This is a genomic window from Dellaglioa sp. CoH-57-MRSF-21 (assembly GCF_056781915.1).
The window spans coordinates 118,601-143,189 of record NZ_JBXAXU010000004.1; the positions used below are offsets into that span (position 1 = coordinate 118,601).

At 35.6% G+C, this 24,589-nt stretch carries 28 protein-coding genes; 1 reads left to right on the forward strand and 27 read right to left on the reverse strand.

What is annotated here, in order from left to right; genetic code table 11:
- Positions 1-196: 196 nt before the first annotated feature.
- From AC1RPQ_RS05705 to sufC, 7 genes are read right to left on the reverse strand one after another with little or no spacing between them, the layout of a single operon-like run.
- Positions 197-967 carry an ABC transporter permease gene (locus AC1RPQ_RS05705; RefSeq protein ID WP_481761651.1) on the reverse strand — a complete coding sequence of 257 codons (771 nt, stop codon included), beginning with the start codon at positions 965-967 and terminating at the stop codon, positions 197-199.
- Positions 960-1,895 (reverse strand): ABC transporter ATP-binding protein, encoded by a 936-nt coding sequence (locus AC1RPQ_RS05710; RefSeq protein ID WP_481761650.1) that lies wholly within the window; start codon positions 1,893-1,895, stop codon positions 960-962. Before AC1RPQ_RS05710 ends, AC1RPQ_RS05705 begins: the two co-directional genes overlap by 8 nt.
- 56 nt (positions 1,896-1,951) lie before the next feature.
- Positions 1,952-3,346, reverse strand: coding sequence for a Fe-S cluster assembly protein SufB (sufB, locus tag AC1RPQ_RS05715; protein WP_481761649.1), 1,395 nt, complete (start codon positions 3,344-3,346; stop codon positions 1,952-1,954).
- Between the two features lie 14 nt (positions 3,347-3,360).
- A complete protein-coding gene (gene sufU, locus AC1RPQ_RS05720; protein ID WP_481761648.1) occupies positions 3,361-3,792 on the reverse strand; it encodes a Fe-S cluster assembly sulfur transfer protein SufU in 432 nt (143 codons plus the stop codon).
- Positions 3,779-5,017, reverse strand: coding sequence for an aminotransferase class V-fold PLP-dependent enzyme (locus AC1RPQ_RS05725; protein ID WP_481761647.1), 1,239 nt, complete (start codon positions 5,015-5,017; stop codon positions 3,779-3,781). The genes sufU and AC1RPQ_RS05725 overlap by 14 nt, the downstream gene beginning before the upstream one ends.
- On the reverse strand, positions 4,986-6,272 hold the full coding sequence (gene sufD / locus AC1RPQ_RS05730) for a Fe-S cluster assembly protein SufD (protein ID WP_481761646.1): 1,287 nt from the start codon (positions 6,270-6,272) through the stop codon (positions 4,986-4,988). Before sufD ends, AC1RPQ_RS05725 begins: the two co-directional genes overlap by 32 nt.
- A 14-nt stretch (positions 6,273-6,286) precedes the next feature.
- A complete protein-coding gene (gene sufC, locus AC1RPQ_RS05735) occupies positions 6,287-7,069 on the reverse strand; it encodes a Fe-S cluster assembly ATPase SufC (protein WP_481761645.1) in 783 nt (260 codons plus the stop codon).
- Between the two features lie 135 nt (positions 7,070-7,204).
- Between sufC and AC1RPQ_RS05740 the strand changes: the two genes are divergently transcribed.
- A complete protein-coding gene (locus AC1RPQ_RS05740; RefSeq protein WP_481761644.1) occupies positions 7,205-7,921 on the forward strand; it encodes a gamma-glutamyl-gamma-aminobutyrate hydrolase family protein in 717 nt (238 codons plus the stop codon).
- A 39-nt stretch (positions 7,922-7,960) separates the two neighbouring features.
- On the opposite strand, the gene AC1RPQ_RS05745 is transcribed toward AC1RPQ_RS05740, so the two are convergent.
- From AC1RPQ_RS05745 to glyA, 20 genes are all read right to left on the reverse strand, one after another.
- The gene (locus AC1RPQ_RS05745; protein WP_481761722.1) at positions 7,961-8,767 is read right to left on the reverse strand and encodes a MetQ/NlpA family ABC transporter substrate-binding protein; all 807 of its coding nucleotides are present in this window, start codon (positions 8,765-8,767) and stop codon (positions 7,961-7,963) included.
- A gap of 17 nt (positions 8,768-8,784) precedes the next feature.
- Positions 8,785-9,489, reverse strand: coding sequence for a methionine ABC transporter permease (locus AC1RPQ_RS05750; RefSeq protein ID WP_409022317.1), 705 nt, complete (start codon positions 9,487-9,489; stop codon positions 8,785-8,787).
- A complete protein-coding gene (locus AC1RPQ_RS05755) occupies positions 9,479-10,516 on the reverse strand; it encodes a methionine ABC transporter ATP-binding protein (RefSeq protein ID WP_481761643.1) in 1,038 nt (345 codons plus the stop codon). Before AC1RPQ_RS05755 ends, AC1RPQ_RS05750 begins: the two co-directional genes overlap by 11 nt.
- Positions 10,517-10,886: 370 nt before the next feature.
- On the reverse strand, positions 10,887-11,246 hold the full coding sequence (locus tag AC1RPQ_RS05760) for an arsenate reductase family protein (RefSeq protein ID WP_481761721.1): 360 nt from the start codon (positions 11,244-11,246) through the stop codon (positions 10,887-10,889).
- Between the two features lie 45 nt (positions 11,247-11,291).
- Positions 11,292-12,512 carry an FtsW/RodA/SpoVE family cell cycle protein gene (locus tag AC1RPQ_RS05765; protein WP_481761642.1) on the reverse strand — a complete coding sequence of 407 codons (1,221 nt, stop codon included), beginning with the start codon at positions 12,510-12,512 and terminating at the stop codon, positions 11,292-11,294.
- A gap of 72 nt (positions 12,513-12,584) precedes the next feature.
- The gene (locus AC1RPQ_RS05770) at positions 12,585-12,806 is read right to left on the reverse strand and encodes a DUF2969 domain-containing protein (protein WP_409022314.1); all 222 of its coding nucleotides are present in this window, start codon (positions 12,804-12,806) and stop codon (positions 12,585-12,587) included.
- A complete protein-coding gene (yidD, locus tag AC1RPQ_RS05775) occupies positions 12,799-13,059 on the reverse strand; it encodes a membrane protein insertion efficiency factor YidD (RefSeq protein ID WP_409022313.1) in 261 nt (86 codons plus the stop codon). Before yidD ends, AC1RPQ_RS05770 begins: the two co-directional genes overlap by 8 nt.
- An 85-nt stretch (positions 13,060-13,144) precedes the next feature.
- Positions 13,145-14,131, reverse strand: a complete 987-nt coding sequence (mreB, locus tag AC1RPQ_RS05780) for a rod shape-determining protein (protein ID WP_409022312.1) — start codon at positions 14,129-14,131, stop codon at positions 13,145-13,147.
- Between the two features lie 94 nt (positions 14,132-14,225).
- Positions 14,226-15,530, reverse strand: a complete 1,305-nt coding sequence (murA, locus tag AC1RPQ_RS05785) for a UDP-N-acetylglucosamine 1-carboxyvinyltransferase (RefSeq protein ID WP_481761641.1) — start codon at positions 15,528-15,530, stop codon at positions 14,226-14,228.
- A gap of 17 nt (positions 15,531-15,547) precedes the next feature.
- Positions 15,548-15,781, reverse strand: a complete 234-nt coding sequence (locus AC1RPQ_RS05790; protein ID WP_409022310.1) for a DUF1146 family protein — start codon at positions 15,779-15,781, stop codon at positions 15,548-15,550.
- Between the two features lie 138 nt (positions 15,782-15,919).
- Complete coding sequence (locus AC1RPQ_RS05795) at positions 15,920-16,339, reverse strand: F0F1 ATP synthase subunit epsilon (RefSeq protein WP_481761640.1); 420 nt, start codon at positions 16,337-16,339, stop codon at positions 15,920-15,922.
- 13 nt (positions 16,340-16,352) lie between these two features.
- The gene (gene atpD, locus AC1RPQ_RS05800) at positions 16,353-17,753 is read right to left on the reverse strand and encodes a F0F1 ATP synthase subunit beta (RefSeq protein ID WP_409022308.1); all 1,401 of its coding nucleotides are present in this window, start codon (positions 17,751-17,753) and stop codon (positions 16,353-16,355) included.
- 23 nt (positions 17,754-17,776) lie between these two features.
- On the reverse strand, positions 17,777-18,724 hold the full coding sequence (locus tag AC1RPQ_RS05805) for a F0F1 ATP synthase subunit gamma (protein WP_481761639.1): 948 nt from the start codon (positions 18,722-18,724) through the stop codon (positions 17,777-17,779).
- 31 nt (positions 18,725-18,755) lie between these two features.
- On the reverse strand, positions 18,756-20,273 hold the full coding sequence (gene atpA / locus AC1RPQ_RS05810) for a F0F1 ATP synthase subunit alpha (RefSeq protein WP_481761638.1): 1,518 nt from the start codon (positions 20,271-20,273) through the stop codon (positions 18,756-18,758).
- A 31-nt stretch (positions 20,274-20,304) separates the two neighbouring features.
- On the reverse strand, positions 20,305-20,847 hold the full coding sequence (gene atpH, locus AC1RPQ_RS05815) for an ATP synthase F1 subunit delta (protein ID WP_481761637.1): 543 nt from the start codon (positions 20,845-20,847) through the stop codon (positions 20,305-20,307).
- Between the two features lies 1 nt (position 20,848).
- Complete coding sequence (atpF, locus tag AC1RPQ_RS05820) at positions 20,849-21,358, reverse strand: F0F1 ATP synthase subunit B (RefSeq protein ID WP_409022304.1); 510 nt, start codon at positions 21,356-21,358, stop codon at positions 20,849-20,851.
- Between the two features lie 71 nt (positions 21,359-21,429).
- A complete protein-coding gene (atpE, locus tag AC1RPQ_RS05825) occupies positions 21,430-21,642 on the reverse strand; it encodes a F0F1 ATP synthase subunit C (protein WP_409022303.1) in 213 nt (70 codons plus the stop codon).
- 30 nt (positions 21,643-21,672) lie between these two features.
- Positions 21,673-22,383 (reverse strand): F0F1 ATP synthase subunit A, encoded by a 711-nt coding sequence (atpB, locus tag AC1RPQ_RS05830; RefSeq protein WP_409022302.1) that lies wholly within the window; start codon positions 22,381-22,383, stop codon positions 21,673-21,675.
- Positions 22,384-22,601: 218 nt separating this feature from the next.
- Positions 22,602-23,231, reverse strand: a complete 630-nt coding sequence (upp, locus tag AC1RPQ_RS05835) for a uracil phosphoribosyltransferase (protein ID WP_409022301.1) — start codon at positions 23,229-23,231, stop codon at positions 22,602-22,604.
- Between the two features lie 64 nt (positions 23,232-23,295).
- On the reverse strand, positions 23,296-24,558 hold the full coding sequence (glyA, locus tag AC1RPQ_RS05840; protein WP_481761720.1) for a serine hydroxymethyltransferase: 1,263 nt from the start codon (positions 24,556-24,558) through the stop codon (positions 23,296-23,298).
- Positions 24,559-24,589 lie beyond the last annotated feature (31 nt).

Here is a 24,589-nt window from a genome sequence, read left to right on the forward strand (position 1 = left end):
AAACAGACATTTTTTCAAAATATACCTTATATCTATCTTTTAAAGAGTCTACGATATCTATCTTTGGTACCATTTTTCGTACCCTAACAAAAAAACAAAAGCCATAAGACTTTTGTTTTTGGTGCTATCCAGATTCATTATTGATCAACCGTCACAGAATGATTAATAAGAAAGAAGGATTATTACATTGGCTATCCTAACTTCTCAAACCTCTACCTTTATTAATAAGATACCAACAAATCCAGTAAAGAACACCAATAAACAGAATAAGAATTATCATTGATAAAGCAAGTGATACATCAGTCTTACCTAAAAAACCATATCTAAATCCTGAAATCATATAAACAATTGGATTAATCTTAGAGATGGCCTGCCAAACTGGTGGTAACATTGAAATAGAATAGAAAACACCACCAAGATAAGTTAATGGCTGTAAAACAAACGTAGGTACAATTGACACATCATCAAATGACTGTGCAAAAATACCATTAATTAATCCTGCTAATGAAAATAAAATGGCTGTCATCAAAAGTGTGATAATAATAATGACCCACGAAAAAACATGAAGAGGTACAAAAAATAATGAAATAATAGTGACAAGTGCCCCAACTAAAACACTTCTTCCAAGTCCTCCAATAACAAATCCCCATATAATAATATGCGTTGGTACTGGTGCAACTAGTAATTCTTCAATATTTTTCTGAAATTTCTGAGAAAAAAATGACGAAGATACATTAGCATACGAACTAGTGATCACCGACATCATAATTAACCCTGGTACAATGAATTCCATATATGAAAATCCACCCATTGCACCAATTCGGCCACCAATCATTTTACCAAATATAATAAAATACAATGATGTTGTAATCACTGGTGGTACTAATGTCTGTACCCAAATTCTCAAATAACGATTAGTTTCTTTTATTGCGAGACTTTTTAATGCAGTAAAATATTGATTAAACATGTTTCTCCCCCACTTGGTGCTTTTCTTCCGTAATTTTCAAGAATAACTCTTCTAATCGATTCGATTTATTTCGCATAGAAAGAACTTTTATCCCTTGTTCATCAAATTGTTTAAAGATCCCATTAACACCTTGATTTCGTTCAACTTCGATAGAAATTGTTTGCGCGTCTTCAAAGGAATTTTTATACCCTATAATTTCTGGCTTTTTATCATACACATCTAAATCGAAAATAAACGTTTCAAATTGTAATTTTGATAATAAAGTTTTCATGCTCGTATTTTCAATCAACTCACCTGATTGAATAATACCGATATGACGACAAAGTGTTTCTGCTTCTTCTAAATAATGAGTCGTCAAGATAATCGTTGTGCCATTCTCATTCAATTCCTTTAAAAAAGACCACATTTCACGTCTCAACTCAATATCTACACCCGCAGTTGGTTCGTCTAAAATGAGCAACCGAGGTTCATGCATTAATGCCCTGGCAATCATCAATCTTCGTTTCATCCCACCAGAAAGCATTCGTGCACGTACATTACGTTTTTCCCATAAATCTGACTGTTTTAAATATTTTTCACTGCGCTCCATTGCTTCTTTATGAGGAACACCATAGTAACCAGCCTGATTAACAACAATTTGTTGAACCGTTTCAAAAGGATTAAAGTTAAATTCCTGTGGGACAAGTCCAATTTGTTGTTTGGCTTGTACCAAATTGGTATCAATATCGTAATCAAAAACCTTCACTGTTCCCGCTGTTTTATTCACAAGAGATGTAATAATACCAATTGTCGTTGATTTTCCCGCACCATTAGGCCCTAAAAGTGCATAAAAATCCCCTTCTTCTACAGCCAGATCAATACCACGTAACGCTTTAACACCCGTTGCATATTCTTTTTTTAAGCCTTTTATTTCCAGTGCATATATCATTTAATTATTATCCCCTTATTTACTTTTTAGGAAAAGTAACATCATTCTAAACTATTTTACCCCACACTGCCTTCCATCTGATACTCAATCAGACGATTCAATTCAACAGCGTATTCCATCGGTAATTCTTTGGTGAACGGTTCAACAAATCCCATTACAATCATCTCTGTTGCTTTTGCTTCAGAAATTCCGCGACTCATTAAGTAATATAATTGTTCTTCAGAAATTTTAGAAACTTTAGCTTCATGTTCCATAGAAACATTGCCATTTAAAATTTCATTAAATGGAATCGTATCACTCGCTGATTTATCATCCATGATGATTGTATCGCATTCGACATGTGCAAACGAACCATCACTATGTCTACCAAATTTTAAATAACCTCGATAATCAACTCGTCCACCATCTTTACATAACGATTTAGAAACAATCGAAGAAGTCGTATTTTTAGCATTGTGAATCATTTTTGCCCCAGTATCTTGAACGATATTCCCACCAGCAAACGCAATCGACAACATTGTGCCATGTGCGCCTTGACCATCTAAATAAATACTTGGATATTTCATTGTAACTTTTGATCCAAGGTTACCATCAACCCACTCCATCGTCGCATTTTCTAAGGCTCTAGCACGTTTTGTCTCTAAGCTATACACATTATCTGACCAATTTTGAATCGTTGTATACCGACAATAGGCATCTTTCATGACGTTCACTTCAACGACTGCCGCATGCAAACTGTCTGCCGAATAATTAGGTGCTGTACAACCTTCAACGTAATTAACACTTGCGCCTTCATCAACAATGATTAATGTTCGTTCAAATTGTCCTGTATTCTCCGCATTAATTCTGAAATAACTTTGAATAGGCACCTCGGTCTTCACACCTTTAGGTACATAGATAAAAGTACCACCAGACCAAACAGCCGAATTTAAAGCTGAAAATTTATTATTAGAGGCAGGAACCAATTTGCCAAAATACTGTTTAACCAATTCAGGATATTCTTGGACGGCAGCATCTGTACTCATAAAAATAATTCCTAATTTTTCAAAATCTTCACGCATATGATGGTAAACAACTTCTGATTCATATTGTGCAGAAGAGCCAGCTAAGTATTTACGTTCAGCTTCTGGAACACCAAGTCGGTCAAAGGTTTCTTTAATCTTATCTGGGACATCTTCCCAGTCTCTAGCAACATTATCACTAGCACGTTGAAAATAGCGCATATTAGCTAAATCTAACTTAGACAAATCAGGACCAAAACTTGGCATTGGCATCTTTTCATATAAGGCAAAGGCACGAAGTCGATAATCCAACATCCACTCTGGTTCATTTTTTGCTGCCGAAATTTCTCGAACAATCGCTTCGGTTAAGCCACGCCCAGTTGAATAAACAGGCTCAATATCATCTTTAAAGCCATATTCATACTCACCACCAACATCTAGTTCTTTCATATCTTACCTCCTCTCTAATTTTCTAAATTAATAGCTTGATAAACTGCCTTCCAAGCTAATGTGGCACACTTAATCCGAGCTGGAAACTGAGCGACACCTTCTAAAATAGCAGCATCACCTAAAAGATTTTCATCAATCGTTTCACCTGTTACCATTCTTGAAAATGTTGTCACCATTTCTTCTATTTCATTTTTTGCTTTACCAATAATTTCATCAGTCATCATACTTGCAGATGCCTGGCTAATCGTACAACCCGTCCCAGAAAAGGCAACATCTTGAACCTTGTTGTCACTCATGATAAGTTCAACTTTTAAAACATCCCCACAGGTTGGATTTCTGAGTTCAATTGATTTCTGACCCTTTACTAGTGAGCCATGATGATGCGGATGTGTGGCATGTTCCAAAATAACTTGGCGATATAAATTATCTAATTTAGATAGTCCCATTTTTAAAGAACTCCTTTGTAGCGATTAACGCGTCAATAAATTTTTGATTTTCTTCTAAAGTATTGTAAAAATATAAACTAATACGAACAGTTGACGATACACCCATGCACTTCATTAATGGCTGTGCACAATGATGACCCGCGCGAACCGCAATTCCTTGCATATCAAGAGCTGTCGCAACGTCATGCGGATGTAGTCCCTCCAAATTAAATGAAATAACGCCTGATCGTTTTTTACTTTCAGTTGGCCCATAGACAGTAATGCCAGAAATGGCTTTTAATTTAGGTAATAAATCAGTGATGAGCATCTGTTCATGTGCTTGTATATTAACCATTCCAACTTCATTTAAATAGTGAATAGTAGCACCTAATGAAATGACCCCTTCAATATTAGGTGTCCCCGCTTCAAATTTCCAAGGAATATCTTTAAAGGTTGATTGTTGCTCTTCAACAAAATCAATCATCTCACCACCAAATTCTAGTGGCTGCATCTCGTTCAAATAATTACTTTTTCCATATAAAACGCCAATACCAGTTGCAGCCCCCATTTTATGACCTGAAAAAGCAAAAAAATCAACATCTAACTCCTGAACATTAATCGGCATATAAGGTATTGATTGCGCCCCATCACAAATAACAACCGCACCGACTGTATGTGCCATGTCCGTTAATTCTTTGATGGGGTTTATACTCCCCAAAACATTTGAAATTTGAGTTAGCGATACAATTTTAGTTTTAGCTGTCATTTTTAATTTCGCATCATTAATGTCTAATTGTCCATCATCTGTTATGTCGATGTAAACTAATTTAGCACCAGTTGCTTGTGCGACTTGTTGCCAAGGAACAAGGTTACTATGGTGTTCCATAATAGATATTAAAATCTCATCCCCTGGTTTCAATCGATTCTGTGCAAAACCCTGAGCAACCCAGTTTAAACTTTCGGTTGTCCCTTTTGTAAATAAGATTTCAGCTGAATATTTTGCATGAATAAAATCAGCAACAGCTTGTCGTACATCTTCAAATTGCTGTGTTGTACGCTCGGCTAAAGTATGCACACCACGATGTACATTGGCATTATCATTTTCATAATAATGTGAAATGGCATTAATAACTGCTTGTGGTTTCTGAACAGTTGCAGCATTGTCAAAATAAATTAACGGTTCATCATTCACAATTTGCTTTAAAATAGGAAAATCATTGCGATACTTTTTCAAATTTTTGACCATTAATGAGTTTCCCCTCTATTGTTTCGATTAATCGTTCACGAACATCAACTGCCGGAATTGCCGTTAAAACAGGTCCTAAGAATCCACGAATAACAAGTCTTTCTGCTTCTTCTTTGTGTAATCCACGACTCATCAGATAGTACAATTGTTCCTGATTCACGCGTCCAACACTAGCTGCATGTCCAGCTTGAACATCATTTTCATCAATTAATAAAATAGGATTAGCGTCTCCACGTGCTTTTGTGGATAACATTAGCACACGGCTTTCTTGTTGAGCATTCGCACCCTTTGCACCTTTAATAATATGGCCAATTCCATTAAATATTAATGTAGAACGCGATAAAATTACACCGTGTTGCAGAATTTGACCAATTGAATGTTTACCATAATTCGTCACCCGTGTATCAATCCCTTGAATCTGATTTCCTGTTGAAATCGCAACAACTTTAACATCTGCGTGAGAACCTGCACCAATTAAATCAGAATCGAAATCGCCAATTATATTGCCATTATTAAGTAATCCAATTGACCAATCTATTTTTGCATTGCCTAATAAATAACCCCGACGGTTAATATATGCTGTTGTATGTTCCCCTAATTGATCAACTCCAGCAAATTTAACATGACTGTTAGCTTTAGCAATCACTTCCACAATAATATTTGCGGTTGTGATCTGATCACCGACTGTTGAACGATTTTCTAGATATGAAAACTGACTATTTTCTGCTGCGACAATTAAAACATGCTGTACATAGTCCTGATTGTCCCGTGCATCCTGCGTTAAATAAGTTGTAATTGGGTTGTCTAATACAACATTTTTAGGTACATAAATAAACAAACCACCGGTTAATTGTGCTAAATGCGTTGCGGTCAACAAATCACTATCCCATTTAACTGCCTTAGTCATAAAATATTTCTTAATTAAATCTGCATGTTCCACTAACGCGGTTGACCAGTCGCAAATAATAACATGATTTTCTTTTAATTCCTCAGATATATTTAAACTAATCGTTCGAGATCCAACTTGAATAAACGTATTTTCATCCGATTTTTTTGAAACAAATTCCCCTGATTCTTTAACCAGTGTTTCAGGTATAATGGGCCATTTTTGGTATCTAATTTTTTCAAATGAAGGAAGCGCTAGTAATGTTTTTTTTACAAAGGCATCTCTTCTTAATTGTTGAAACCACTCAGGTTCTTGTTTTAAATTTGAAAAATCAATTATACTTTGTTCTAAGAGCTTCAAATCAATCATTTTCCGGCCCTCCACTAAAGGTTCTCGTCTGTTAAAGTAATGTCTAGCCCTAATTCATCACGCAAACCAGCATAGCCTTCTTCTTCCAGTTTTTCTGCAAGTTCGGCGCCACCCGTTTTAACAACCCGTCCATCCATCATAACGTGCACCACATCAGGCACAATATAGTTCAGCAAACGTTGGTAATGCGTAATCATAAGTGTTCCAAATTCCGCATTTTTCAACATTTCATTTACGCCTCTCGAAACAACTTTCAATGCATCAATGTCTAGACCTGAATCAATTTCATCTAAAATAGCAAATTTTGGTTCAATCATCATCAGTTGTAAAATTTCATTACGTTTCTTTTCGCCACCTGAAAAACCTTCATTTAAATAACGATCAGCCATTTCCTCAGTCATATCTAAAGTTGTCATCGTTTTATCTAATTTCTTTAAATATTCTCGAATTGGGATTTGTTTATCTTCCGGTCGACGTGCGTTGATTGCTGCACGCATAAATTCAGCATTTGTTACACCAGGAATTTCTGAAGGATATTGCATTGCTAAAAATAATCCTGCTCGAGCTCGCTCATCAACAGGTAGTTCTAAAATGTTTACACCATTCAGCAATACTTCGCCTTCTGTCACTTTATACGCAGGATTCCCCATAATGGCCTCAGATAAAGTTGATTTACCTGTTCCATTTGGACCCATGATTGCGTGTACTTCTCCAGTCGACATTTTTAAATTAACACCTTTTAAAATTTCTTTATCTTCAATTTCTACATGTAAATTTTTAACCTCAAGTGTCGACATTTTAGCATTCCTCCGATTCATTAATATATTCCATTCTATCTTAATAAATTATCCATTTCAATGGAGCCTCGAGACTCGCAATCTTTATTTAATTAAGTTAAACTAATAAAAAGTAAATTTTGAGGAGGTTCATTTATGAAACCTATTATCGGTATTGTTGGAAATCCTAATCGAAATCCAATTACAGGCATGCACATTAACGAAATTACTTATACACCTCAAGGCTATATTGATGCCATTATTGAAGTTGGCGGTTTACCACTAATCATTCCTACTGATTTAGCAAACGCATCTAGTTATCTTGATTTGGTAGATGGTTTACTATTAGCAGGTGGTCAAGATGTTTCACCAATCTTATACGGCCAAGAACCTCATCCAAAATTAGAAGAATTAAATCCCCCACGTGACGAAATGGAGCTCGCTTTAATCAAGGAAGCTATTTCTCGAAAAATACCAATACTTGGTATTTGCCGTGGACTACAAATACTTAACGTCTTTTTTGGTGGAACACTCTATCAAGATTTAAGTGACTATTCAAATTGGCAAGTTAAGCATTTACAAGATCCAACATTACCAGAATACGCCACACATTCTGTATCGATTAAAGCAAATAATTATTTATCAGATACTTATGGTTCAACGCTTCGTGTCAATACGTACCATCACCAAGCCATTAACCGTTTAGGTGATTCATTAACGGCCATTGCGACAAGTTCAGATGGCCTAATTGAAGGTATCAGTAGTAATGACGGTCTCATTTTAGGTGTTCAATGGCATCCCGAAATGTCTTATATAAGAGAACCATCAGATTTAGCTATTTTCAAATGGCTAATTAATAAAATTGCAAAATAAAGAGAATTGAATTAGTCATGTCGACTAATTCAATTCTCTTTATTTTGCAGGAATAACGGCACCTTTATACTTATTCAAAATCCATTCGCGTGTCTTTTTAGATTGTAGTGCTTTAACTAACTTTTTAATCGCAGGATTATCTTTATTTTTTGGTGCGACAGCAACTAAATTCGCATATGATGATGTACTACGTTCTAATGCAATAGCTTGTTTCGTTGGATTTAATCCAGCTTCAACCGCATAATTTGCATTAATAATGATGGCTGAGCCTTCATTATTTTCATATAAATCAGACATCAATTTTGGCTCATACGTATGCTTAAAAACTAAATTTAATTTATTTGTTTTGATATCAGCAAAATTTGCAGTTGCCACGTCTGTCCCTTTTTTCAGGGTTATTAATCCAGCATCTTTAAAAATAGTTAAAACACGACCATAATCTGAAATACTGTTAGATACTAAAACCGTACTTCCTTTCTTCAAATCAGTTAACTTTTTAACTTGTTTAGAATAGACACCGATTGGTTCAAGATGAACATTTCCAACACTTATTAAATCACCATTATTCTGTTTGTCCCAATTATCTAAAAATGGTTTATGTTGAAAATAATTAGCATCTAAATCACCAGATTCAGTCGCTTTATTAGGCATCACATAATCCTGAAAAACTTTAACTTTTAAATCGATACCTTCTTTTGCCAACATTGGTTTTACATGATCTAGAATTTCTGCATGGGGCATATTACTAGCACCAATTGTCAAAGTAGTCATTCCATTTGATTGTTTCCCGCATCCAGCTAATAAAAGAGTCAAAAATAGAAATGAAAAAATGAACTTTTTGTTTATTCTCATGAGGTTACCCCTTAATTATTTCGTTTATCGATTAATTTAGCTGAATGATCACCAATAAGTTGAAAAATGGCAACAATAATGATGATTGTGACCGTTGCAACTAGTGTAACAGTATTATTATTAGCACCATAACCTTCAATGAAAGCCCAATTTCCTAGCCCACCGGCACCAATCGTACCAGCCATTGCCGTGTACCCAATAATTGTAATTCCAGTAACTGTCGCCCCTGAAATAAGAGCTGGTAAACTTTCTCGTAATAGTACTTTCCAAATGATTTGTGCCTTGTTAGCACCCATTGCTTCAGCTGCTTCAATCACACCATAATCAATCTCACGAAAAGCAAGTTCCACCATTCGTGCATAAAATGGAGCCGCCGAGAGGATTAGAGCTGGCAATGCTGCAATCGGTCCAATAATAGAACCAACTAAAGCCTTAGTAAAAGGCAATAATAAGACAATTAAAATAATAAACGGAATTGAACGAAAAATGTTAACCATGGCTGAAACAATCCAATTAATTATTTTTACCCAGATACTTATTTTACCGGTCGTTTTTTGTTTTGTTTCAAATAAAATAAGACCTAAGATAATACCCAAAATTGTAACGGCTATTGTAGATATTAATGTCATACTGATTGTTTCCCAAGTATTTGACCAGAATTCATCCCAGTTAACAGCATTAAAGTTAAAATATGACGCCCAAGTATTAGTCCCCATAATGCAATACCTCCGTTTCTACTTTCATTTTTTGCAAGAATGGAACGGTTTGATCTAAACTTATTTTTGGACCAGTTAATTGAATATATAATGTTCCAATTGGGCCACCTTGAGTTTGATGAATGGAACCCTCAACGATATTAAAATCAACTTCTGGAATTTGTCTTAACATTTCAGAGATAATTGGCATTTGCGTCTGCGTACTGTGAAAGGTTAATTGAACAATCAACCCTTGTGGATAAGCTTCAATTAATTCATTTACAGCAAGTTCAGTATCATGTAGAGCTGGTGTGACCTCCTGATTAACGAATCGTTTTGTGACGTCTTGTTTCGGACGCTTAAAGACGTCTAAGACAAGTCCACTCTCCACTAATTTTCCAGATTCCATTACAGCAACGTGATCACATATCTTACGAACCACATGCATTTCATGAGTGATTAATACAATTGTTAATTTCAATTTATGATTAATTTGAAGTAATAAATCTAATATTTCATCTGTTGTTTGTGGATCTAGCGCACTTGTTGCTTCATCACAAATCAAAATTTCAGGATCATTCGCTAAAGCCCTAGCAATCCCAACTCGTTGCTTTTGTCCACCAGATAACTCAGAAGGATATGCATTTTCTTTACCTTTTAACCCAACTAATGTTGTTAATTCTTCAGCTTTGGACAACCGCTCAGTTTTACTTATTCCAGCAAGTTCAAGTGGAAACATGATGTTTTCCACAACCGTTCGTGACCAGAGTAAATTAAAATGTTGAAAAATCATGCCAATTTTTTGACGTTGCTTTCTCAATGTTCTACCCGATAAAGATGCGATTTTAGCGCCATTAACGTCAACTTCACCCGAAGTTGGTGTCTCTAATCCATTCAGCATTCTAATTAATGTACTTTTACCAGCACCTGAATATCCTACAATACCTAAGATGCTACCATCTTCCACCGAAAGATTCACATCAGAAACAGCGCTAACCTTACCACTTTTCGTGATAAACTCTTTTGATACATTTTTAAACTCAATCATGTTAATACCTCCTAATTTTTCTGCAAAAAAATAACCTCCCATCCCCCGTTTAATAAACGGAAGGACGAGAAGTTATAAACTTCACGTGTTACCACCTTGTTTTATTGTTACCTCACGATAACAATCTCATCAGGTACGGGTTTTAATATAACCGATACCTTTCCGCTGTATTGGGCGTACCCAAGGTAGATTAACATTGCTCATCTACCAAACGTTCCAAGACCATATTCAATTCCGTAATTTTGATCCCTTTTCAGCTACCAGGATTCTCTTAACTAATTACTAAAATTTACTCATCTTTTCAAAACGTCTTATCTGTATTTCTTATTGTAGTTGATTATAGCTAGATTAAAATTTAATGTCAACAGTTTTATTTATTTAACCATGTCTCTGTAAAAACATCTTCACTGAATCCGGTCGTTAATTTTGTTCCATCAGTTAATACCGGACGTTTCATTAACATCCCATCTGATGCTAAAATTTGACTTGATTGCTGAATTGTCATCGTTGGTCGTTTATCTTTTAGATTTAATTCACGATACTTATTTCCTTGTGTATTAAAAAAAGATATTGCTGGAAGACCAGACTCATTCAACCATTTTTCGATTAGACTCGCCTTTGGTGTTTCTTGGATAAGATCTATTATATGGTATTCAACCTCATTTTCGTCTAACCATTGTTTTGCTTTTCTACAAGTTGAACATTTAGGATACCAATAAAAATCAATCATCATCAAAACCTCCTAGTTTTAAAAAACAGTGATTCCATAATAGAATCACTGCCTTATCTTTTTATCAAAATCTTCGTCTTCGCTACTGAACATGTAACTCTTATGATGGTATCGCATTGACATAATTAAGCCAATTCCAATCATATTTCCTACTAAAGCAGACCCACCTTGACTGACAAATGGTAATGGAATACCTGTTAAAGGTAGTAACCCAATACTCATCCCAATGTTTTCAAAAACATGGAATAAAATCATCATAATGACCCCAGTAGATAAGTAAGCATAAAATTCATTCTTCGTATCAAAGGTTGCACGAACCATTCGATAAATGAGTAAGAAATAAATAAAGATTAAAATACAACCACCAATAAACCCAAAGTTTTCGCCGATAACAGAAAAAATCATATCAGATTCACGGACGGGAACATAAACATTTGACACGTTAAATCCCTTACCAGTCATTTGTCCTGATCCAATGGCTTTCATACTTTGCCATAATTGATATCCTGTTCCGGATGTATCTTTTGATGGATCTAACCAGTTATCAATTCGGTCAAATTGGTAGGCAGAAAAGCCAACTTTTTCTAGAATTGATCGACCAGTTGTTGAAATAACCATATATAATGCCGTTCCACCTACAACAGCCACCGTTCCAAATGCCGGTCCAATAATCTTCCAAGTGATACCTGAAACTAAAATGACACCACCTAAAATAGCAAAGAAAACGAGCATTGTTCCAAAATCATTTTGCAGTTTTAATAAAATAACTACTGGTAACGTCCATGCTATCATTTTGGCTAATAAAATAATATCTGTCCCAATTTTATGAGTTGGATAATCATTGTTATGTATCGTAACCACACGCGCCAACATTAATATAAATGCTGGCTTCATAACTTCTGATGGTTGGAACGTTAACGAACCAACTAATGGTATCCAACTTTTAGCACCTGTGTTTATATATAAAGGTCGACTATATACGACTAAAACAATCATCAATAAAAACAGGCCAATAAAATACCCTATCGGTGCGACTCGCCATAATTGTTCTGAGTCAAATTGCATAATAACGACAATTGCAATGACACCAATAGCGTACCACATTAACTGTGAAACCATTTGGCTAACAATTGAGGTCGCACTAGTATCATGGGATGCTGATACGTAAATTGAGGCAAGCCCAATAATTGCCAAGACTAAAACGGCAAAAATAATACCATAATCAATTCTTGACTCACTATCGACCTCATCTTTTCTACTACTCATAGAATTCCCCTCCACACTATGTCACTTATTTCGTTAAATTTTTGAATAGGCTAAAATTTAATAATTGACTAATTAACCGCGATGTAAGTGAAAATCGCGCAATAAAGTATCAATACCTTCATCACGAGTTTTAGCTTTGAATATCTCACCGTTACTTAATGTTGCAACAAATTTTGTATCTTGTTGAATGACTGTACCAATTTCAATACCGCCAACGGTTAATGAAACTGCATCCTCACCATTAATTTTAATATCATTTTCTGCTACTTCAATCTCTTTTTCTTTTTTAGACATGCTTTTCTTCTCCTTTAGGGTTCTTATTTCTTCGTACGGTAAAGTAATCAGGTACGGGATCGTATCCGCCTCTGACAAAAGGATGGCATCGTAAAATCCTACCGATACCCATAATAATACCTTTTGCACCGTGTTTTTGAATTGCCTTAATCATATAGTTTGAACATGTTGGATAGTACCGGCAACTAGGTGGAAACATCGGTGAAATAAATTTTTGATAAAACTTGATTGGTGCAAGCATTAAGTTTTGCATAAATAAATGACACCTCCTATATGAAAAGGTCCATCAACAGATTGCCCCGTTAATAGACCTCCCTTAATAACCAGTATCACAGTTGTTATCTACCTTGTTTTTCAATATGATCTAACAAGAATCCAGTTCCTTTTGCGACATCATCCAATGGTGTTTCTGACACCATAACAGGAATATCTAAGTTCGATGACATTAATAAATCAACACCATCTAATAATGCACCGCCACCTGTTAAAATAATCCCAGTATCAATAATATCTGATGCTAATTCTGGTGGTGTTTGTTCAAGAACTTCTTTAGTTGCTGCAACGATTGCTTGCATTGTATCATGAGTTGCTTCTTCAATCTCAGCAGAGCTAAGCACAACTGTCTTTGGTAAACCAGTAACAACATCTCGTCCACGAATTTCCATTTCTAATGCACGATTGTCTGGGTAAACTGTCCCAATTTCAATTTTAGCTTTTTCAGCTGTACGTTCACCGATTTGAAGGTTATGTTTTTGCTTAACAAAATTGATAACATCACTATTCAATTGATCACCAGCAACACGTAATGAACGGCTTGCTACAATATCGCCTAATGAAATAACGGCAACATCACTTGTACCACCACCAATATCAATCACTAAACTACCACGGGGTTGATAAATATCCAACCCAGCACCAATAGCTGCAACTTTAGGTTCTTCAGCAAGATAAACCTTGCCACCACCAGCTTTTTCAGCAGCTTGAATAATTGCTTTTTGTTCAATTGATGTGATATTTGTTGGGCAACAAATCAAAATACTTGGTTTTGATAAAAAGCCGCTCACATTTAATTTTTTAATAAAGTAAGTTAACATTTGTTCTGTAATATCAAAATCAGCAATGACACCATTTTTCATAGGTCTGATAGCTCTAATACTACCAGGTGTTCTACCAACCATTTTATATGCTTCTGATCCAACTGCTAATACACGACCTGATTTTGTGTCAATTGCAACAACAGATGGTTCATTTAAGACGATTCCTTTATTTTGTACGTTAATTAATACATTTGCGGTTCCTAAATCAATACCAATATCTTTAGCCATTATGCTTCTCCTCTCGGCACTTAAAACTTACACTAATGTAAGCATTATACCATATACCTATACAATAAAAAAATGTCCAAAATGGACATTTCTTCTATTTTACTTCATTTTCTGTCTTAATAATTATATCTTGTGTATCATCATTGATACGTTTAATTTCAGCACCCAAAGCTTCTAACTTTTGATGGAAATGATAGTAGCCTCGATCAAGATATTCAAGATGTGTAACTTGTGTATAACCACGAGCTACTAATCCTGCTAGCACAAGTGCTGCAGCAGCTCTTAAGTCTGTAGCAGCAACTTCTGCACCATTGAAGTCAGTTGGACCATACATGACAACTGAGTTGCCTTCAATCTTAAATTTTGCATTCATACGTCGTAATTCTTCAAGATGCATAAAACGATTTTCGAATACCGTCTCTGTTAAAATACTTGTACCATCTGCCATTAATTGAAGGACAGTCATTTGAGGCTGCATATCAGTTGGGTACCCTGGATGAGGCAATGTTTTAACTGTAGTTGGTTTAATTTTTTCTGTTCCAATTACTCGGATACCATTGTCTTCTTGGATAACGTCAATGCCCATTTCTTCTAATTTAGAAATTAATGGTTTATTGTGTTCCGCAATAGCCTCTTCGATTAAAACATTACCTTGAGTCATTGCTGCAGCAACCATGAATGTCCCTGCTTCAATCCGATCTTGGACAACTGCATGATCAGCGCCATGTAATGCCTTAACACCATGAATGCGAATTGTTTCGGTACCAGCACCTTGTACTTTAGCACCCATTTTATTTAAAATATTAGCTAAATCAACAATTTCTGGTTCTCTTGCAACATTTTCAATCACAGTTGTACCAGTAGCTAATGTTGCAGCCATCATAATATTCTGAGTTGCACCTACACTTGGAAAATCAAGATAAATGTTGGCACCCTTTAATTCATCTACAGTTGCTTCTATATAACCATCGAATTGTTCAATATGCGCACCCATTGCTTCAAAACCTTTTAAATGCAAATCAATTGGGCGAGAACCTATTGCACACCCACCAGGCATTGCAATCTTCGCATGTTTAAGTCGTGCCAAAAGTGGTCCCATTACAACAATAGAAGCACGCATTTTTGAAACATATTCAAATGGTGCTTCTGGTGATAATTCTTTAGTCGCACTCATTTTAACTTCATTAGTTTCTTCATTAAAGTCAACGTCTAAATTTAAAAAACGTAGTACGTTATTCATTGTAAAGACATCTGACAAAACTGGTACATTTGACAGTGTATTTTCACCACTACTTGCTAAAATTCCGGCTGCTAGAATTGGCAATACTGCATTCTTTGCGCCTTCTATATGCACTGTTCCATTGAGTGAGTTTCCACCCTTGACGATTATTTTTTCCACAAGTTATTCCCCCGTTATTATTTAACTAAAAAAACTAAATTACGAACATTATCAATAAAATTTAAGAAAAAGGCACTGCTTGTATATCCTAATAAAATAGCCAATAAGACAATTAAAACTTTGATTCTTTGTTGGCTACTTTGTGGGAAAAACCTGTCTATTCGTAACCCTTGAATTGCCCAAAAAGCAATTCCAATAAACATTAGATGACTCATTAAAGTAACTAGCGATTGGATTCCCACAGTATTCATCAAAACACTCCTAAAATTTATTCGTCATAAGCATAGCATATTTTGTACCACTTGTCGCTAATATTTGTAACAAAAATGAAATATTTAATATGTATATACAAAAAAAGGTACTGAATAAATCCAGCACCCACTTTTGTATTAATGTTTAGAGATATTAATTCGATTGATTGCACGTCTAAGTGCAATTTCAGATCTTTTAAGTTCATCAACATTATGTGTTTGTTTTGCAGTAGAAATCATCTGCTCAGCTCTTTTTTTAGCAGCCTGTGCACGATTTTCATCAATATCTTCTTGGCATTCTGCTGCATTTGCAACAACCGTTGCGACATTTTTTGAAAATTCAATGAATCCACCACTTACGGCAATTTCATCTTCTTCATTATCATTTACCTTAACCCTGACAGCATCAATATCAAGAGAAGCAATAACTGGAATATGATTGGGTAAAATACCCATTTCCCCGCTGGGTGTTTTAACAATAATCATTTTAGCATTATTGTCATAAACACTACCATCAGGAGTGACGATACTAACGGTCAAAACTGAATCTTCAGCCATCTGTTATTACCCCCTATTTTGCCATTTTATTTGCTGCTTCAATAACATCTTCGATTGGGCCGACACCATTGAAAGCATCTTCAGGAAGTGAATCATATTTACCATCAAGAATATCTTTAAATCCTTGAACTGTTTCAGCAATTGGTACATATGATCCAGGTTTTCCTGTGAATTGTTCGGCAACATTAAAGTTTTGTGAAAGGAAGAATTGGATGCGACGCGCACGTGCTACAATTACTTTTTCATCATCAGATAATTCATCCATACCTAAAATAGAAATAATATCTTGTAATTCACGATAACGTTGTAACGTATGTTGAACTTCCGTAGCAACACGATAATGTTCTTCTCCAACAATTTCAGGTGTCAAAGCACTTGAAGTTGAAGCCAAAGGATCAACAGCTGGGTAAATACCTTGTTGCGTTAAGCTACGTTCCAAGTTAGTTGTTGCATCCAAATGGGCGAACGTCGTTGCAGGAGCAGGATCAGTATAATCATCAGCTGGAACATAAACTGCTTGAATTGATGTAACTGAACCTTTTTTAGTTGACGTGATACGTTCTTGCAATTGACCCATTTCAGTAGCTAATGTTGGTTGATAACCTACGGCTGAAGGAATACGGCCTAATAAGGCTGAAACTTCAGAACCAGCTTGTGTAAAGCGGAAAATATTATCAATAAACAATAGCACATCTTGTCCTTTTTCATCACGGAAATATTCCGCAATTGTAAGACCAGTCAATGCAACACGCATACGGGCACCAGGCGGCTCGTTCATCTGACCAAACACCATGGCTGTCTTCTCTAACACGCCGGATTCTTTCATTTCAAAGTAAAGGTCATTACCTTCACGAGTACGTTCACCAACACCGGTAAACACTGAAATACCATTATGTTCTTGAGCAATATTATGAATTAATTCTTGAATTAAAACAGTTTTACCAACACCGGCACCACCGAATAATCCAATTTTACCACCTTTAATATAAGGGGCTAACAAGTCAATAACTTTAATTCCTGTTTCAAGAACCTCAGTACTTGCACTTAATTCATCATATTTAGGAGCATCTTTATGGATGCTACTGCGCTCTGCATCTTTATTAAATTCAGGACCACCATCAATGGTATCTCCTAAAACGTTAAACACTCGACCAAGAGTATCTTCACCAACAGGGACAGAAATTGAAGCACCTGTGTCTTCAACAACTGTTCCACGTTGCAAGCCATCCGTAGAATCCATGGCGATTGTTCTCATAACTCCGTCACCTAATTCAAGCGTAACTTCGATAATTAGAGCAGTTCCATCTTCACGTGTAACTTTTAACGCATTATTGATATCTGGTAAGGTTTCGTTTAAAGAGAATTGTACATCGACGACGGGCCCGATAACTTGAACAACTTTACCGAGACTCATCTTCTGTATTTCCTCCTGTCATTTTACTCTAAAGCAGCTGTTGCACCAGTAATTTCTGTAATTTCTGTTGTAATAGCACTTTGACGTGCACGATTATACTTTAATTCTAATGATGCAATAATATCTTTAGCATTATCTGTCGCAGATTTCATTGCTGTAGAACTTGAAGCATGTTCAGCTGTTTTAGCATCTAAAATCGCACCATATACTAAGCTTTCAGCAAACTGAGGTAGAACAACTTCAAGAATTGCGTCTCCTGAAGGTTCCATATCATAATCTTCATTCCCCATCACATTAGACGTTTCAATACCTTCTGCATCTGTATCCATATTCACTTCTGAAATAGGAAGCATTTGTTCAGAATGAAAGTCCGATTGTAAACTATTAACGAAATGATTATAACAAACAAATAATTCATCATAAACTTCACTGTTATACATTGTTACTACTGATTTAACGATTTCACGAACCTCAATAAACGTTGGAATATCACTTACACCACGGTATTCGTAGGCAACCTCATATCCTCTATTTTTAAAGAAGTCAGCACCAGTACCACCAACAGCAATAATAACAGCATTATCTACAGTATGGCCATTTTGCTTCATCAAATCTAATGTTTGTTTAATTACGTTACTATTGTAACTACCAACTAAACCACGATCAGAAGTAATAATTAAATAACCACTTTTTTTAACAGGTCTCTTTTGTAACATATCAAAACCTGAAAATTTTGAACTATCATTCTCAGATGATTGCTTTGATTTTCCAGCTTTAGCATCTAAAAGGTGAGATTGGGCAAGATGGGTAATGACACTTCTAATTTTAGAAGCATATATCTGATAACTTTGAGTATGACGCTGAATTTGGCTTAACTTAGCAGTCGAAACAACTTGCATTGCGCCAGTTATTTGTCCCGTTTTCTTAGTTGAAACGATTCGACGCTTTACTTCCATTAATGAAGCACCCATTAATTCTCACCATCTTTCATTTACTTTTAGTTTACGCTTTTTCAGGAGTTACTTGGAAACCTTCTGAAAAGTCTTTGATTGCAGCATCAAATTTATCTTCGTCAGGTAAATTACCTGTTTCTTTGATGTGATTTAAAAGATCACTATGATTATTATCAAAGAAATCAAAAATTTCACCTTCAAAACGAAGAATATCATCAACAGGAACTGAATCCAAGAATCCATGTGTTAATGCATATAAAATTAAAACTTGTTTTTCAACAACTAATGGCTTGTGTAATGGTTGTTTAAGTACTTCAACCGTACGATGTCCACGATTTAATTTAGCTTGTGTTGCGGCATCTAAATCAGAACCAAATTGAGAAAATGATTCTAATTCTCGGAATGATGCAAGAGCCAAACGAAGGCTTCCGGCAACTTTCTTCATTGCTTTAATTTGAGCTGACCCACCAACACGAGAAACTGATGTACCAGCATCAATAGCTGGACGAGTACCTGAATAGAATAAATCACTATCCAAGAAAATTTGACCATCAGTAATCGAAATTACGTTAGTAGGAATATATGCAGAAACATCACCAGCCTGTGTTTCGATAAATGGAAGAGCAGTCATTGAACCACCACCCAATTCATCACTTAACTTAGCTGCACGTTCAAGTAAACGTGAATGTAAGTAGAAAACATCACCAGGATAAGCTTCACGACCCGGCGGACGTCTCAAAATTAATGACAGTTCACGGTAAGCCGTTGCTTGTTTTGATAAATCATCAAATACAATCAAGACATGTTTACCGTTATACATGAATTCTTCACCCATTGCTGAACCAGTATATGGAGCTAACCATAATAATGGTGCGGGAGAAGCAGGACCAGCACTAACGACAATTGTGTAGTCCATTGCGCCTAATCGACGTAACGTTTCCACTTGTGCGCTAACAGTTGATTCTTTTTGTCCAATAGCAACATAGATACAAATCATGTCTTGATCTTTTTGATTTAAAATCGTATCAATAGCAACTGATGTTTTACCAGTCTTACGATCACCAATAATCAATTCACGTTGTCCACGGCCAATTGGAACTAAAGCATCAATAGCTTTAAGTCCAGTTTGTAAAGGTTGATCAACTGACTTACGATCCATAACTCCTGGAGCCTTTTTTTCGACTGGACGAGTTTTGTTTGTCTTAAGATCACCTTTACCATCGATGGGTTGGCCTAAAGGATTAACAACACGTCCGATAAGTTCTTCACCAACAGGAACTTCCATGATTCTACCCGTACGTTTGACAACGTCGCCTTCACGGATACCTTCATAGCCACCTAAAATAACGATACCAACATCGTTTGTTTCTAGATTTTGAGCCATACCATAAGTACCGTCAGAAAATTCTAACAATTCTCCTGATAAAGCGTTATCCAAACCGTGTGCACGAGCAATACCATCACCAACATAAGTAACGGTACCTACTTCATCAACGATAAGTTCGTCTTTATATTGTTCCAATTGTTCTTTAATTAAAGCACTGATTTCTTCAGCTTTAATGCTCATACAAGGTTCACCTCTTAACTACTTTAATATGTTACTCCGCTAATAATCGTTTTACTTTGTTGATTTTTGATGAAATTGATCCATCAAAAATCTGATTATTGGCTTCAATAATAACGCCACCAATAATTTTTTCATCAATAATATTGTTAAATACTATCTTATTTGCACCGATTCTTTCTGCAAACTTACTTGATAATTTCGTTAATTGACTATCATCAAGCTCAATTGCAGTTGTAACGGTTGCATGTACAATTTTTTCTTTAACATCGCATAATCGTTCGAATTCTTCAATTATTCCAACCATATCACCCATTCGACCATAATCAAAGACCATTTGGATAACGTTTGCAATAATTGGAGATGCATCTTTGAGTAAGACCTTAACAAGGTCTTGCTTTTCTAACAAATTAAGACGTGCATCAACAAGCACTTCACTCAATTGTGGATTAGCAAGAAAAACTTGTCTAACTTCCTCTAATTCTTCAGAAAAGGCAACAATATTACCTTGTTCATCAGCAATTTCAAAGATGGCTTCACCGTAACGATTGGCAACGGTTGCCTTATCTAATTTCATTTTACTTTACCAACCCTTCAATATAAGAATTGATTAAGTTTTTTTGATCATTCTCATTTAATTCTTTTTGAATAATCTTAGAAGCAATTTCAATAGATAATTCAGCGACATCACTTTGAACGCTACTCAATACTTCTTGGCGTTCTTGTTCAATATCTTTAACAGCATTTTGTTTCAACGTCGTTGCTTCATCTTGAGCTCCAGAAACGATATCATCATGTTGCTTTTTACCGTTATCTTTTGCACGACTAACAATTTCAGATGCTTCTTGACGTGAATTATCTAATTGGTCTTGTCGTTCAGTTGCCAAAATATCGGCTTTTTTTCTTGAATCTTCAGCAGAATCTAAATCATTTGCAATTTTATCTGCACGGTCACTCATCATTTTTGTGACAGGACCCCATGCAAAGTGTTTGATGATTAACATCAAAATAACAAACGAAATAATATAGAATAAGAAATCACCAGTTTGAAAATTACCAACTGCACCGAAAACTAAATCTGAAAACATCTATTGACACCTCCTTTTTAAAATTAATATATTTCGTTGTATCAACGAAGAATCAAACTTAATTTCAAAAATTATTTAGCCATCAATAAGAATGAAATAACGATAGCAATAATAGGAACGGCTTCAATCAAACCAACACCAATAAACATTGTTGAACGTAATTGACCAGATAATTCTGGTTGGCGAGCCATACCTTCGATTGTTTTAGAAATAACTAAACCATTACCAATACCTGTTGCGACAGCGGCTAAACCAGCTGCAATACCTGCTGCTAATAATCCCATAATAATTGTTTCCTCCTTAGATATCTTGTTTTATTCTTTTTGTACTTTTCCACCGATATAAACCATTGACAATGTTACGAATACGTAAGCTTGGATACTTCCGATAAACAGAGAGAATCCTTGCCAGATCATTTCAACTGGTAAAGCCACGATAGTCATTAATGGGCCCATAGAAACTGCACCACCAATTAACGTTAATAATACTTCCCCAGCGTAAATGTTTCCGTACAAACGAAGAGCTAATGTTAGCAAATTTGTAAATTCTTCAATCAAGTTAATAGGTAAAAGAAATGCAACTGGACTCAAATAGGAATTTTTAATATATCCCTTAAATCCGAATTGAATAACACCCATAAAATGTGATAATAGCAGAATCAAAAATGCAAACGTTAGTGTCGTTAGCGGACTCGACGTTGGACTTTTAATCAACGTCTTGTCGCCAAAACCTATTTGTAAAAATAAACCCATTTGGTTAGATACAAAGATAAATAAGAATAACGTAAATGCTAATAAATTAAACTTCTTACCTTCTTTTCCTGGCATTGCGCTTTTAACAATCCCATTGGTGAAATCAATGAGCCATTCCAAAACATTTTGTCTACCAGTCGGTTTCATGGTCAGTCTTCTCGATAATACAATAGCTATCATCGCGACAATCACACATGCAAGTAAACCGGAAACGACATTCGTAATATTGAAAGGTAGGCCATAAAAATTCACAACGAAAGCATCTCCATCCACAGAATTTCACCTCTTTCCAAACTTTTATTTGACCGTATAAAACGGTATAAATTAAAGAGAATAACTTTATAAATATTCTCCAATTACAAAAGAAATCATACCACCAATTGAAATAAAATACAAAAGAAATTCTGACTTATTTTGAGTTTTTTTTCACATTAAAAAAAATGACACCTAGACGGCTTACGCATAAGCATTCTAAGGGCCATTCATTTAATTTATTTCGTACCAAACAATCGATCACCTGCATCGCCCAAACCTGGGACAATGTAGCCATCTTCATTCAAGTGATCATCAAGTGCTGCTGTATAAATATCAATATCAGGATGTTTTTCACGTAAAGCTGCAACACCTTCTGGAGCCGCAACAAGACAAACAAACTTAATTGTCTTTGCGCCGCGCTTCTTCAATGCATCAACTGCCATAATAGCAGAACCACCAGTAGCAAGCATTGGGTCTACTACAAGAAGATCACGACTAGCAATATCTTCAGGCATTTTTACAAAATATTCTGTTGGTTGGAATGTTGTTTCATCACGGTACATACCAATATGTCCAACTTTAGCTGCTGGTAATAATTCCAAAATACCATCAACCATCCCTAAACCAGCTCTTAAAATAGGAATAATAGCAATTTTCTTACCAGCCAATGTTTTTTGTGTTGTTTTACCCATAGGTGTTTCAACGATAACATCTTCTAAAGCAAAATCGCGAGAAACATCATATACCATTAGTTCAGCAATTTCATTAACAACTTCTCTAAATTCTTTTGTACCACAGTTCTTATCACGTATAATCGTTAATTTGTGTTGAATTAACGGATGGTCCATCACTTGAAATTTGCCCATTACGAAACACTCCCTTAAATTTAGTCTATTCTATTTTAGCGAATTATTACCTAAAATACTAGTCTTAAACGTATTTAATTTGTGAAATAGGATGCTTTTTAGATAATGCTAAAACTTGCGAACCAATTTCGGCTAATTTATCGTCATCATCGTGAAATTGAATTGCGTATAGAATTAGAATTGCAATCACTTTTACGTCTTCGCTGTCAAACCCACGAGTAGAAATTGCTGGCGTTCCAATTCGAATTCCAGACGTTTTAAATGGGCTCAATGATTCATTTGGAATTGTATTTTTATTCACAGTAATATGAACACGATCTAATAAGTTTTGAACTTCTTTTCCATTTAACCCAGAAGGTGTTACATCTAAGTTCATTAAGTGATTATCAGTTCCACCAGAAATAACTCTCACTAAATCTGACTGTGCAAATACGCCAGCCATTGCTTGTGAATTCTGAACAACTTGATACATATACGCCGTAAATGCTGGTTGCGCTGCCTCATAGAATGCTGCCGCTTTCCCAGCAATTACGTGTTCAAGTGGGCCACCCTGTGTACCAGGGAAAACTGCCGAGTTTAGTTTTTTAGCATATTTTTCTTTAGCAAGAATCATTCCACCACGAGGGCCACGTAACGTTTTATGCGTTGTTGTCGTAACAACATCAGCTACATCTACGGGATTTGGATGCAGTCCAGTAGCTACAAGACCAGCAATATGAGCCATATCTACCATTAAATAGGCGCCAACTTCATCAGCGATTGCTCTAAATTTTGTAAAGTCGATCATTCGACTATAAGCTGAGGCTCCAGCAATAATCATTTTAGGTTTTTCTTTAAGTGCTATCTCTCGAATAGCATCATAATTTAAACGTTCTGTTTTAGAATCAACACCATAACTAACAAAATTGTACAATTCACCTGAGAAATTTACTGGTGAACCATGCGTTAAATGTCCACCATCGTTTAATTTCATTCCTAAAATCTTATCTTGAGGTTCTAAAAATGCCTGGTAAACGGCCATATTAGCTTGTGAACCAGAATGTGGTTGTACATTGGCATATTCAGCATGGAATAGTGCCTTAGCACGATCAATAGCTAATTGTTCAACTACATCAATATACTCACAACCACCGTAGTAACGCTTATTAGGATACCCTTCAGCATACTTATTGGTTAACACGCTACCTTGTGCAGCACGTACAGCATCAGAAACGATATTTTCAGACGCAATTAATTCAATATTGTCCTCTTGGCGTTTTTCTTCATGAGCGATTGCATCCCACAATTCTTTATCCTGTTGTTTATATTTCACTTTTTCAGCATCCATAAGTTCAACAATATTTTGGCTACTTGCTGCT